The organism is Pseudomonas sp. GM55, assembly GCF_000282395.1.
In the GTDB taxonomy this organism is placed as follows: domain Bacteria; phylum Pseudomonadota; class Gammaproteobacteria; order Pseudomonadales; family Pseudomonadaceae; genus Aquipseudomonas; species Aquipseudomonas fluorescens_CC.
In genome coordinates, this window is sequence record NZ_AKJJ01000053.1 from 26,334 (window position 1) to 39,307 (window position 12,974).

Annotated in this window: 10 protein-coding genes; 1 reads left to right on the forward strand and 9 read right to left on the reverse strand. The window is 61.0% G+C overall.

Annotated elements, in window-relative coordinates:
• Positions 1-69 precede the first annotated feature (69 nt).
• From hutH (PMI31_RS14990) to hutC, 9 genes are all read right to left on the reverse strand, one after another.
• The gene (gene hutH / locus PMI31_RS14990) at positions 70-1,602 is read right to left on the reverse strand and encodes a histidine ammonia-lyase (protein ID WP_008018924.1); all 1,533 of its coding nucleotides are present in this window, start codon (positions 1,600-1,602) and stop codon (positions 70-72) included.
• A gap of 115 nt (positions 1,603-1,717) precedes the next feature.
• Positions 1,718-3,241 (reverse strand): histidine ammonia-lyase, encoded by a 1,524-nt coding sequence (hutH, locus tag PMI31_RS14995; RefSeq protein WP_008018925.1) that lies wholly within the window; start codon positions 3,239-3,241, stop codon positions 1,718-1,720.
• A gap of 141 nt (positions 3,242-3,382) precedes the next feature.
• The gene (locus PMI31_RS15000; RefSeq protein ID WP_008018926.1) at positions 3,383-4,213 is read right to left on the reverse strand and encodes a quaternary amine ABC transporter ATP-binding protein; all 831 of its coding nucleotides are present in this window, start codon (positions 4,211-4,213) and stop codon (positions 3,383-3,385) included.
• Positions 4,210-5,061 (reverse strand): ABC transporter permease, encoded by an 852-nt coding sequence (locus PMI31_RS15005; protein WP_008018927.1) that lies wholly within the window; start codon positions 5,059-5,061, stop codon positions 4,210-4,212. The genes PMI31_RS15000 and PMI31_RS15005 overlap by 4 nt, the downstream gene beginning before the upstream one ends.
• A 70-nt stretch (positions 5,062-5,131) precedes the next feature.
• The gene (locus tag PMI31_RS15010) at positions 5,132-6,100 is read right to left on the reverse strand and encodes an ABC transporter substrate-binding protein (RefSeq protein WP_008018928.1); all 969 of its coding nucleotides are present in this window, start codon (positions 6,098-6,100) and stop codon (positions 5,132-5,134) included.
• Between the two features lie 69 nt (positions 6,101-6,169).
• Positions 6,170-7,642: a purine-cytosine permease family protein gene (locus tag PMI31_RS15015; RefSeq protein WP_008018929.1), complete on the reverse strand. Its 1,473-nt coding sequence runs from the start codon at positions 7,640-7,642 to the stop codon at positions 6,170-6,172.
• A 151-nt stretch (positions 7,643-7,793) separates the two neighbouring features.
• On the reverse strand, positions 7,794-9,476 hold the full coding sequence (gene hutU, locus PMI31_RS15020; protein ID WP_008018930.1) for a urocanate hydratase: 1,683 nt from the start codon (positions 9,474-9,476) through the stop codon (positions 7,794-7,796).
• Positions 9,477-9,972: 496 nt separating this feature from the next.
• The gene (locus tag PMI31_RS15025) at positions 9,973-10,542 is read right to left on the reverse strand and encodes a HutD/Ves family protein (protein ID WP_008018931.1); all 570 of its coding nucleotides are present in this window, start codon (positions 10,540-10,542) and stop codon (positions 9,973-9,975) included.
• Positions 10,539-11,249 (reverse strand): histidine utilization repressor, encoded by a 711-nt coding sequence (hutC, locus tag PMI31_RS15030; protein WP_162135916.1) that lies wholly within the window; start codon positions 11,247-11,249, stop codon positions 10,539-10,541. The genes PMI31_RS15025 and hutC overlap by 4 nt, the downstream gene beginning before the upstream one ends.
• Positions 11,250-11,395: 146 nt before the next feature.
• On the opposite strand from hutC, the gene PMI31_RS15035 reads away from it, so the two are divergent.
• Positions 11,396-12,760: a formimidoylglutamate deiminase gene (locus PMI31_RS15035; protein WP_008018933.1), complete on the forward strand. Its 1,365-nt coding sequence runs from the start codon at positions 11,396-11,398 to the stop codon at positions 12,758-12,760.
• The last annotated feature ends 214 nt before the right edge of the window (positions 12,761-12,974 follow it).

A 12,974-nucleotide genomic window follows, 5' to 3' on the forward strand; every position in this document is an offset into this window, starting at 1 on the left:
CGCTGGCAAGCCAGCTCCCACAGGTTCAGCGCACCCCCTGTAGGAGCTGGCTTGCCAGCGAAGGGGCCATCACAGGCTCGGCAGCAACTTCGCCGTCACCAGCTCATTCAGGCAGCGCGACGCCAACAACTCGGTCGCCGCGTTGATGTCCGGCGCAAAGAAGCGGTCCTTCTCATAGAACGGCACTTCGTTACGCAGGATGGCGCGAGCCTGTTCCAGTTTCGGCGAAGTCTTCAGGCCATTGCGCAGGTCCAGGCCCTGAGCCGCGGCCAGCCATTCCACGGCGAGAATCCCGCGGGTGTTCTCGGCCATTTCCCACAGGCGCTTGCCCGCCGCCGGGGCCATCGAGACGTGGTCTTCCTGGTTGGCCGAGGTCGGCAGGCTGTCCACCGAATGCGGATGGGACAGCGCCTTGTTCTCGCTGGCCAGGGCCGCCGCGGTGACCTGGGCGATCATGAAGCCGGAGTTCACGCCGCCGTTGGCCACCAGGAACGGCGGCAGTTGCGACATGTGCTTGTCCATCATCAGCGAGATACGGCGCTCGCTCAGGGAACCGATTTCGGCGATGGCCAGGGCCATGTTGTCGGCGGCCATGGCCACCGGCTCGGCGTGGAAGTTGCCGCCGGAGATCACGTCGCCTTCGGCGGCGAACACCAGCGGGTTGTCGGAGACAGCGTTGGCTTCGATGGCCAGCACTTCGGCGGCCTGACGGAACTGGGTCAGGCAGGCGCCCATGACTTGCGGCTGGCAGCGCAGGGAGTACGGATCCTGGACCTTTTCGCAATTCTCGTGGGAGTCGGAGACTTCGCTGCGCTCGCCCAGCAGATCGCGGTAAGCGGCGGCGGCGTCGATCTGGCCTTTCTGGCCACGGGCGGCGTGGATGCGCGCGTCGAACGGCGAACGCGAACCCAGCACCGCTTCAACGGTCAGGCCGCCGAGGGCCAGGGCGCCGGCGAACAGGTCTTCACCTTCGAACAGGCCGCGCAGGGCGAACGCGGTGGACACCTGGGTGCCATTGAGCAGGGCCAGGCCTTCTTTCGCGGCCAGGGTCAGCGGGGTCAGGCCGGCGACTTTCAGCGCTTCGGTGGCTTCCATCCACTCGCCCTTGTAGCGCGCCTTGCCCTCGCCCAGCAGCACCAGCGACATGTGCGCCAACGGCGCCAGGTCACCGGAGGCACCGACCGAGCCTTTCAATGGAATGTGCGGGTACACCTCGGCGTTGATCAGGGCGATCAGCGCATCGATCACCACGCGGCGGATGCCGGAGAAACCCCGGCTCAGGCTGTTGACCTTGAGCACCATGATCAGGCGCACCAGCTCGTCGCTGATCGGCTGGCCGACACCGGCGGCATGGGACAGCACCAGCGAACGCTGCAGGTTTTCCAGGTCTTCGCTGGCGATGCGGGTCGAGGCCAGCAGGCCGAAACCGGTGTTGATCCCGTAGGCGGTGCGGTTCTCGGCGAGGATCTGTTCCACGCAGGCCACGCTGGCCTCGATCTGGGCCGCGGCGCTGTGGTCGAGGGTCAGTTTCACCGGCTGCTGATAGACGTCACGCAGTTGGGCGAGGCTCAGTTGGCCGGGGATCAGGTTTAGCGCAGTCATTTTGTGCTCCTTTTGAGAGTTGTCATTAACTCACCAGACGCTCCGGAGTTGTCCGTTGTCCGTCGCGTCTGCCTTTTGGGGAGCCGCGCCTTGGCACGTTGGTGTTGTGTGGAAATCAGTTCAAATTCGGCAAAGCTTTCTGCAGCAAGGCCGGGTCTTTCAAAACGCTCGCAGCAGCGGCGATGTCCGGTGCCAGCCAGCGATCCTGGTCGTAAGCCGGAACGCGCTCACGAAGCAGACGCCACGCCGCATCGGTGCCGGCGCCAAAACGTTGCTCCTTGAGGAATTCGAACGCCTGGGCCGCCAGCAGGTACTCGATGGCGAGAATCTGCGTGCAGTTTTCCAGGGCGCGGTGCAGCTTCAGCGCGGCGTTGGTGCCCAGGCTCAGGTGATCTTCCTGCAGGCCCGATGTCACGTAGTTATCCAGCACCGCCGGTTGCGCCAGTTGACGGTTCTCCGCGCACAGCGAAGCAGCCACGTATTGCACGATCATCATCCCCGAGTTTACTCCCGGGTTGGCCACCAGGAAGGCCGGCAGACCACTAACGTGCGGGTTGATCAAACGGTCCAGGCGGCGCTCGGCGATGGAGCCGATTTCCGCCATGGCAATCGCCAGCAGGTCCGCCGCCAATGCCACGGACTGGCCATGAGGGTTGGCCTGGGACACCACGCGGTAATTGTCAGCGGTGCCCAGCACCAGCGGGTTGTCGGTGGCACCGTTGAGTTCGGTTTCGATTTGCCTGATCGCGTGTACCAATTGGTCGCGAGCGGCGCCGTGCACCTGCGGGATCGAACGGATGCTCAGGGCATCTTGCGTGCGAATGCCTTTGCTCTGGGCGATCACTTCGCTGCCATCGAGCAAGGCCCGCAGATTGATCCCGACCTGTTGCATGCCCGGGTGCGGCTTGAGCGCAATGATCTCGGGGTCGAAGGCGTCAATCTGACCGCGCTGGGCTTCAAAGCTCATGGCGCCAATCACGTCGGCCCATTCCAGCAGGCGCGTGGCATCGGCAATCGCCAGGCAGCTCAGGCCGGTCATGCAGGGCGTACCGTTGACCAGGCACAAACCGTCCTTGGCGCCAAGGCGAACCGGTTGCAGGCCTTCTTCGGCGAGGGCCTGCTGCGCGGAAACCACCTGACCGCGATAGCTGACATTGCCAACACCCAGCAGCGCGATGCCGATGTGCGCCATGTGGGTCAGGTAGCCCACGGAACCCTGGGACGGCACTTGCGGGGTGATACCACGGTTGAGCAGTGCCAGCAGTGCTTCGACGACCTGACGGTGCAGGCCGGATTTACCGTGGCTGTAATTGACGATGGCCGCGCACATGATCGAGCGGGTCTGCTCGTCGCTCAATACCGCACCAACGCCACAGGCGTGGCTGAGCAAGGTATTGCGCGACAACTGGCTGAGTTGTTCGTCCTGCAGCGAGACGTTGCACAGCGCGCCCAGGCCCGTGTTGATGCCGTAGGCACGTTCGCCGCTGGTGACGATGCGCTGGACGATGGCCTGGGCATTTTCGATACGCGCCCAGATCGGCGCCGACAGCTCAAGCTGTGCGCCATGACGCGCCACGGCGACCACATCCCGCCAAGTGACCTGCGCCTCGGTGATAAGGATTTTTTCGGCCTGGGACATCATTAACCTCGTGCGTACAAACCTGAATATTGATGCAGCTTTACTGGCCCCTTCGCTGGCAAGCCAGCTCCTACAGGGTTGCGCACGCACTGTAGGAGCCGGCTTGCCGGCGAAGAGGTCAGCACAGCCGATACAAACCTTTTAAACCACCGCCGCCCGACGCTGCACAAAGCGGTCGACATACTCATCCGCCGGCGAATGCAGGATCTCTCTCGGCGTGCCGACCTGGATCAGGCGGCCGTCCTTGAGGATCGCGATGCGGTTGCCGATGCGCACGGCCTCGTCGAGGTCGTGAGTGATGAAAACGATGGTCTTGTGCAGGGTCTTTTGCAGTTCCAGCAACTGATCCTGCATCTCCGCGCGGATCAGCGGGTCGAGGGCGCTGAACGCTTCGTCCATCAGGATGATGTCGGTGTCCGCCGCCAGGGCGCGGGCCAGGCCCACACGCTGACGCATGCCGCCGGAGAGCTGGTGCGGGTATTTGTTTTCGTAGCCCTTTAGGCCCACGGTGTTGATCCAGTGCAGCGCACGCTCGGCGCACATGGCTTTGCTTTCGCCACGGATTTTCAGGCCGTAGGCGACGTTCTCCACCACAGTCTTGTGCGGCAGCAGGCCGAAGCTCTGGAACACCATGCTGATCTTGCGCCGACGAAATTCGCGCAGGGCTTCCATGTCGTATTGCAGGATGTCCACGCCGTCCACCAGGATCGCGCCACTGGTCGGGTCGATCAGACGGTTGAAGTGGCGCACCAGGGTCGACTTGCCGGATCCCGAAAGACCCATGATCACGAAGATCTCGCCGCTGCCAATGCTCAGCGACAGGTCGTTCACGCCGACCACGCAGCCGGTTTCGGCCAGCACCTGGTCCTTGGTCTTGCCCTGGCCGACCATGGCCAGCGCGTCCTTGGCACGGTTGCCGAATATCTTGAAGACGTTCTTGACTTCGATCTTGCTCACGGTTGCGTTGTTCATTTGCTCACCTCATGCCGTGCGCGACCATACGCCTGTGTAATGCGGTCGATCACTACAGCCAGAATCACGATCGCCAGGCCGGCTTCAAGACCACGTCCGACGTTGAGGGTCTGAATCCCCACCAGCACGTCTTCACCCAAGCCACGGGCACCGATCATCGAGGCGATCACCACCATCGACAGGGCCATCATGGTGGTCTGGTTGATCCCGGCCATGATGCTCGGCAGGGCCAGCGGCAATTGCACGCCGAACAGTTGCTGCCAGCGGTTGGCACCGAAGGCGTTGATCGCTTCCATCACTTCACCGTCGACCTGGCGAATGCCCAGATCGGTCAGGCGGATCAGCGGTGGCGCGGCGTAGATCACCGTGGCGAAAATTGCCGGAACCTTGCCCAGGCCAAACAGCATCAGCACCGGGATCAGGTACACGAAGCTCGGCATGGTCTGCATGATGTCCAGCAACGGCATCAGCACCGAACGCAGGCGATTGCTGCGTGCCGAGAGAATGCCCAGCGGAATGCCGATCAGCACCGAGATGATCGTCGCTACCATCATCAGCGCCAGGGTCTGCATCAGCTTGTCCCAGAGGCCGACCGCACCCACCAGGAACAGCAGCCCGACGATCACTGCCGTGGTCACGACTTTACGGGTCGCGTGCCAGGCCACGCCCGCCACGATCGCCAGCATCAGCCACCAGGGCGCTGCGCGCAGCAGCCCTTCAAGATTGACGATGGCCCACAACAGGGTATCGGAGATGTGCCGGAACACGTCGCCGTAGTTGGTAACCAGCGAATCGACCCAACTGTTGACCCAGTCGGCGATGGAAAAGGTAAAGCTTTCGGGAAACATAAGAGACTCTCAATCAAGGGGTTGTGATCAAGCATCCGACTGCCGCTACCGGCAGCCGGAGAGGCCCAACCTACAAGGCCGCGTCGATTTTCTTGGCTGCGTCGTCGCTCACCCATGCGTGCCAGACTTCAGGATGTTCCTTCAAGAAGATCTTGGCCAGTTTTGGCGACTCGATCCGCTCTTTGGTCATGCGTCCCAGGTTCTGGTTCAGCAGGTCGATCGGCAGGTTGACCTTTTCCAGCACGGCCACCAGTTCCGGGGCTTCTTCGTGGAAAGTCTTGGACAGGCCGACCTTGATGGTCACGGTCTTGTCCACGCCTGGTTTCTCTTCCAGCTTGACCACGTCGACCTGGCCCATCAGCGGGGTTGGCGACCAGTAGTAGAACAGGATCGGCTCGCCACGTTTGTAGCTCGACAGCACGGCAGCATCCAGCGCCGGGCCGGTGCCTGGGCGGAAGTTGGTGTAGGTGCTTTCCAGACCGTAGCTTTTGAGCATTTCGCTGTTGTCCAGCTCACAGGTCCAGCCAGCGGGGCAGTTGTAGAAACGGCCCTTAGAGGGCTCTTCGGCGTCCTTGAAAATCGCCGAGTACTTGCCCAGGTCAGCAATGTTCTTCAGGTCTGGCGCCTTGGCTTCCAGCTTGCGCTTGGCGTCGCCTTCAATCACGTAGCGCGGTACGTACCAGCCCTCGACGGCGCCCACCACTGGCGCGCCGACACCGACGACTTTGCCGGCCTTCTCAGCCTTGTTCCAGACTTCGCTGCGGCCGACCCACTCTTCGGCAAACACCTGGATGTCGTTGCTGCTCAGGGCGTTTTCCATGGTGATGGAGTTGCCCGGCAGGCTGTCGGTCTTGCAGTCGTAGCCTTTCTCCAGCACGACTTGCAGCACGTCGGTCAGGAGCATGGCGCTTTCCCAGTTCAGGCCGGCAAATTTCACCGGTTTGCCCGACTCGCACCAACCTGCCGCCTGAGTGGCGCCAGCGCTGGCCAGCAGGCCCATGGAAAGCAATGTGGTCAGCAGGGTCTTGTTCGATTTCATTGTTGTGACGCTCCTAATCATGAATTGGCTTACGGCAGTCAAGTGGCATCCAGCCCTGTCCACGTCCAATCAGGCCTGCGCCGCAGCGCGACCAGCTTCGCTTGTTTTAGGTTGTACAACGCTGTTCTGCTCGACCGGCAGAATCAATTGATCAGGCACTGTGCCGTGCCATTTTTTAGCACACAGGTAATACAGGGCTGCGGGTAGCACCAGGCCGATGACCCAGGAAATATCCACATCACCCAGGGCCGCCACCAGCGGACCGGTATAGAACTTGGTAGAGATGAACGGCAGTTGCACCAGCACACCGAACACATAGACGCTGATACCGAGAAGGTTCCAGCGACCGTAGCGACCATTCGGATCGGCCAGCGCCGGTACGTCATAGCGCTCGCGAGTGATGCAGTAGTAGTCCACCAGGTTGATCGCGCTCCAAGGGGTAAAGAACGCCAGCAGGAACAGGATGAAAGACTTGAACGCGCCGAGGAACGAGTGCTGACCGAGCAACGCCATCAGGGTCGCAGCACCGACGATGACCAGCACGAAGACCAGACGCTGCAAGCGCGTTACCTTCAGGTCACCACGGAAACCGCTGATGATGGTCGCAATGCACATGAAACTGCCGTAGGAGTTCAGCGTGGAGATGGTGACCTTGCCGAACGCGATGCTGAAGTACAGCAGCGCAGCAGTGGCACCGGTACCACCCAGACCCACGATGTACGCCACTTCATGGCCGGCGTATTGCCCGTTGGCCGAAGCGGCAGCGAACACGCCGAGGACCATCGCCACCTGCGCACCAATGACCGAACCTGCGCCAGCGGCAAAAAAAGTTTTCACCGCGGAAATCTTGCTCGGCAGGTAGCGAGAATAGTCAGCCACATAAGGGCCGAAGGCGATCTGCCAGGACGCCGCGAGCGACACCGCGAGCAAGAAACTGCTCCAGCTGAAGTGGCGGATTTGCAACAGTGCGCCAACGTCAACCTGGCTCATCAGACGGCTGAACAGATAAACAAAGGCAATCACGCCAATGATGCTGGCAACACGGCCGATCCAATGGATCACCCGATAACCGAGCACCGTGACCAGCACGATGACACTGGCGAAAAGGAGGATGCCGACGGTGTCACTGACGCCAAACAACTGGCCCAGCGCCTGGCCGGAAAGTACGGTGCCCGTTGCGGTGAAACCGAGGTACATCAGACAGACCAGCACGATCGGGATGGCCGCGCCATAAACGCCGAACTGGACCCGGCTGGAGATCATCTGCGGCAGGCCAAGCTTTGGACCTTGTGCCGCATGCAACGCCATAACCCCGCCGCCGAGCAGTTGCCCGATCAACAGACCGATCAGTGACCAGAACACATCACCGCCCAGCACCACGGCCAGGGCCCCGGTGACAATCGCGGTGATTTGCAGGTTGGCACCCATCCACAGGGTGAACTGGCTAAACAGACGACCGTGTCTTTCCGCTTCCGGGATGTAGTCGATCGAGCGTTTCTCGATCAACGGTTTGTTGCCTGCACGTTCGCTGTTAACAGCCATGGTTCAACCTCTGTGGATTGTTATTCTTGGTTGGAGCAACCCCTGTAGGAGCCGGCTTGCTGGCGATGGCGGTTTGCCTGACACCTTGCGGTGTCTGAATCGCCAGCAAGCCGGCTCCTACAGGTTTTTTTGCGTTAAGCCGAAGCCTGTTTTATTTGCCGGTAATCATCGGCAGGTTCAGCCCTTGTTCCTTGGCGCAGTCGATGGCGATCTGGTAACCGGCATCGGCGTGACGCATGACACCGGTGGCCGGGTCGTTGTGCAGTACGCGAGCGATACGCTCGGCCGCTTCGTCAGTACCGTCGCAGACAATCACCATGCCCGAGTGCTGGGAGAAGCCCATGCCGACGCCGCCGCCGTGGTGCAGGGACACCCAGGTCGCGCCGCTCGCGGTGTTGAGCAGGGCGTTGAGCAGTGGCCAGTCGGACACGGCGTCGGAACCGTCCTGCATCGATTCGGTTTCACGGTTCGGGCTCGATACCGAACCGGAGTCCAGGTGGTCGCGACCGATCACGATTGGCGCGGACAATTCGCCGCTACGCACCATTTCGTTGAACGCCAGGCCCAGCTTGGCACGCAGGCCCAGGCCAACCCAGCAGATACGTGCCGGCAGACCCTGGAAGCTGATGCGCTCACGGGCCATGTCCAGCCAGTTGTGCAGGTGGGCGTCGTCCGGGATCAGTTCTTTTACTTTTGCGTCAGTCTTGTAGATGTCTTCAGCGTTGCCCGACAGAGCCGCCCAACGGAACGGGCCGATACCACGGCAGAACAGCGGACGGATGTAGGCCGGTACGAAGCCAGGGAAGTCGAATGCGTTTTCCACGCCTTCTTCTTGCGCCATCTGGCGGATGTTGTTGCCGTAGTCGAAGGTCGGGATGCCTTGCTTCTGGAATTCCAGCATCGCCTTGACGTGCACGGCCATCGATTGCTTGGCGGCTTTGATCACAGCTGCCGGCTCGGTCTTGGCACGAGCGCGGTACTCTTCCCAGGTCCAGCCAGCCGGCAGGTAGCCGTTGAGCGGGTCGTGGGCGCTGGTCTGGTCGGTGACCATGTCCGGACGCACACCGCGACGGACCAGTTCCGGCAGGATTTCTGCCGCGTTGCCCAGCAGGGCGATGGAAATCGCTTTGCCTTCTTTGGTGTATTTGGCGATGCGGGCCAGCGCGTCGTCGAGGTCTTTGGCTTGCTCGTCGACATAACGGCTTTTCAGACGGAAATCGATGCTGACCTGCTGGCATTCGATGTTCAGCGAGCAAGCGCCAGCCAGGGTTGCAGCCAGAGGCTGAGCGCCACCCATGCCGCCCAGGCCAGCGGTCAGTACCCACTTACCGGTCAGGTTGTCGTTGTAGTGCTGGCGACCGGCTTCAACGAAGGTTTCGTAGGTGCCCTGGACGATGCCCTGGCTGCCGATGTAGATCCAGCTGCCGGCGGTCATCTGGCCGTACATGGCCAGGCCTTTGGCGTCCAGTTCGTTGAAGTGTTCCCAGCTCGCCCAGTGCGGAACCAGGTTGGAGTTGGCGATCAGCACGCGCGGGGCGTTGCTGTGGGTCTTGAACACGCCGACCGGCTTGCCGGATTGCACCAGCAGGGTCTCGTCGTCGTTCAGGTTGGTCAGGCTTTCGACGATCTTGTCGTAGCATTCCCAGTTACGTGCCGCACGACCGATACCACCGTAAACCACCAGTTCTTTAGGGTTCTCGGCAACTTCCGGATCGAGGTTGTTCATCAGCATGCGCAGCGGCGCTTCGGTCAGCCAGCTCTTGGCGGTCAGCTTGTTACCGCGGGCAGCACGGATTTCAACGTCACGAAACTTAGTAGGTTTATTGTCAGTCACGAAAAGAACTCCTCAGCAATCAATCCAAACCAACCCAGGCAGTGGGCGAGCAAGCCAATGGGCATCAGTGCACACCGGCGAATCAGTGGACGATGGTTGAGTCCTCGTGACTCATACACATACGTCTTTACTTGTACATACAAGCATATGCAATCAAGCGGCCAACTTGCCGGATGAGCATTCAAGAAAAATTCTGAAACGGCTGCAGAGCGCCTGGAACAAGGGTTTTGGCGTAGATGAAATTTTTCGAGGGGATATTTTGGAGGATAGGCGGGTTGTTACTTGAGCGTGGTTTTGCGCCACACTGGGGCGTTCGGTAACAAAGTGGTGCGCGGAGGGAAACGATCTGAGGGATAAAACAACATCGCGGGCAAACCACGCTCCCTGTAGGAGCGAGCTTGCTCGCGATGGTCGTGAACGATAACGTGTAGAACCAGATGCCCAGCGGCGAATCTGGTTTTTTCGCGAGCGAGCTCGCTCCTACAGGGATGGTGTATTAGCGTGCAGAAAGTTCGATCACGCAGCAGGCTGTATTGCTGGTGACTTCCAGCAGGCCAGTGTTACCGACAAGTTGCAGGCAATCATGACGACCCAGCTGCGAAGCACTGTTACCGACCTTCACCTCAAGCGCATCGCTGACGCTGAACACCAGCACAGTCCCGGCCTCGCTGAAAAACCGCTGCTCACCGCTCAGCCATTGCAGCCGTGCGCTGTAACGCTGCGGTGCGTAGATCAGGTTGAAATCGCGGATCGGCCCGCCGAGCAAGGTGCAGGACACCTTGCTTTCACCGCTGAAGGCAAACGGGTCCAGCGGTAACAGAGGCCGCGTGCTCTGACCATCAACCGACAAGGTCATGCCGTCGCCCTGCAACACGGTGATGATCCGCTCGTAACCGGCGAAGGTGGAAAACCCACCCGATTCACCGATGTCGGCAATCGACAGGCGCCAGCCAAACCCGTCCAGGCCGGTGCCGGCATCGCGGGTGATTTCTTCGGTGCTGCCGCCGCCGTTTTTCCACGGCATGCGTGGGTAATCTTTGGCGCGTAAAACTTTCAATTCACTCATTTATGGAACCGACCTTCCAGACGATGACGGGAACCGGGGTGGATCAAGCGGGCAGCGGTCACTGGCTGGCGGCCGGACCAGGTGCGGCGACGGATCAGCAGGCACGGCTCGCCCTTTTCAATCTGCAGCAACTTGCACTCGGACGGCTCGGCCAGGATTGCCTCGACCACATGCTCGCCTTCGGTCAGCGGCGCGACCTGGTTGAGATAGGCGTAGGGCGTTTGCAGGGTAAAGTCCTGCTTGAGGTAGTCCGGCGCCACCAGCGCATTGACGAAACGGTCTTCGATTTGCACCGGAATATCGTTTTCGAAATGCACGATCAGCGAGTGGAACACCTTCTGCCCTTCGCGCATGTCCAAGGCCAGGGCGCGCTCGGAGCCGGCGGCCTCTTCCTCAAGGGTGATGACCTTGCAGGTGTGGCGATGACCGCGAGAGGCAATTTCATCAGCGATGTTGTGCACTTCGAACAGTGCGGACTGGCTTTTCGGCTCGGCGACGAACGTACCGACGCCTTGCATGCGCACCAGCAGACCGTCGGCAGTCATCTCGCGCAGCGCGCGGTTGATGGTCATGCGACTGAAGCCCAGCTGGCTGACCAGCTCGCTTTCCGACGGCACGCGGTAATGCGGCGGCCAGTTTCCACTGTCGATTTGCTGGGTGATCATCTGTTTGACGCGGGCGTACAAGGGCGCCGGACTGTCGCCCATGTTCGCGGCCAACGGAGAGACTGGAGGCGGAGTCGGCACGGTTAATCCTTGTTCGTTGAAAAGAGATTGCTAGCTTGCCGGAGTTTACCGGGCAGGCAAACGTCTGTATATGTATATACAAATAACACACGATGGGGTGCTGAACCATGTCCGCCTTCTTTGCCGAACGCGCGCTGCTGCCTAGTGGATGGGCCAATAATGTACGTCTTGAAGTCAACGCCGACGGCGTATTGACCCATATCCAGGCCGATTCCCATGCAGATGGCGCCGAGCGGTTGAGCGGCCCGCTGCTGCCGGGCATGCCGAATCTGCACTCCCACGCCTTCCAGCGGGCCATGGCCGGGCTGGCGGAAGTGGCGGGTAATCCGAACGACAGTTTCTGGACCTGGCGCGACCTGATGTATCGTCTCGTCGGAAAAATCAGTCCGGAGCAACTCGGCGTCATCGCTCGTCAGCTGTACATCGAAATGCTCAAGGCCGGGTACACCTCGGTGGCTGAATTTCACTATGTGCATCACGACAGCAATGGTCAGCCTTACGCGGATCCGGCCGAACTGGCCCTGCGCATCAGCCAGGCTGCCAGCTCCGCGGGTATCGGATTGACCCTGCTGCCGGTGCTCTACAGCCACTCCGGTTTCGGTGGCCAGGCGCCGAACGACGGTCAGCGCCGTTTTATCAACAGCACGGAAAACTACCTGAAGCTGCAATCGCGCCTGCAACCGGTCCTGGCACAACAACCGGCGCAAGCCCTGGGTCTGTGCTTCCACTCGCTGCGCGCGGTCACGCCGCAGCAGATCAGCGAAGTGCTGGCGGCCAGCGACAAGCAATGCCCGGTGCACATCCACATCGCCGAGCAGCAGAAAGAAGTCGACGACTGCCTGACCTGGAGCGGTCGTCGTCCGCTGCAATGGCTGTACGAAAACATCGAAGTCAATCAGCGCTGGTGCCTGGTCCACGCGACCCACGCCAACCCGGAAGAAGTCACGTCGATGGCCAAGAGCCGCGCCATCGCCGGCCTGTGCCTGACCACCGAAGCCAACCTGGGGGACGGGATCTTCCCGGCAGTGGATTTCCTCGCCCAGGGCGGCCGCATGGGCATTGGTTCCGACAGCCATGTGTCGTTGAGCGTGGTGGAAGAATTGCGTTGGCTGGAATACGGCCAGCGCCTGCGCGACCAGCGGCGTAACCGCTTGTATGCCGCGGATCAGCCAATGGTCGGCCGCACGTTGTTCGATGCAGCGCTGGACGGCGGCGCTCAGGCGCTGGGGCAACCGATTGGTGCACTGGAAGTCGGCAAGCGCGCGGATTGGCTGGTGCTGGACGGCAACGATCCATATCTGGCGACAGCCAATGGCGACGGGATTCTCAACCGCTGGCTGTTTGCCGGTGGCGATCGTCAGGTGCGGGACGTGTTGGTGAACGGCCAGTGGGTGGTGCGCGACGGGCGGCATGCTGATGAGGAAGAAAGCAATCGCGCCTTCACTCAAGTCCTGCGCGAACTCCTGGGCTGACCCAAACCCTGTAGGAGCTGGCTTGCCAGCGAAGAGGCCATCAGATTCAACAAATGTGTTGGACCGACGGACCGTCTTCGCTGGCAAGCCAGCTCCTACAAAAAGAGGCCATCAGATTCAACAAATGTGTTGGGCCGACGGACCGTCTTCGCTGGCAGGCCAGCTCCTACAAAAAGCGGTCATCAGGTTCAACAGATGTGTTGGCTGACGAATC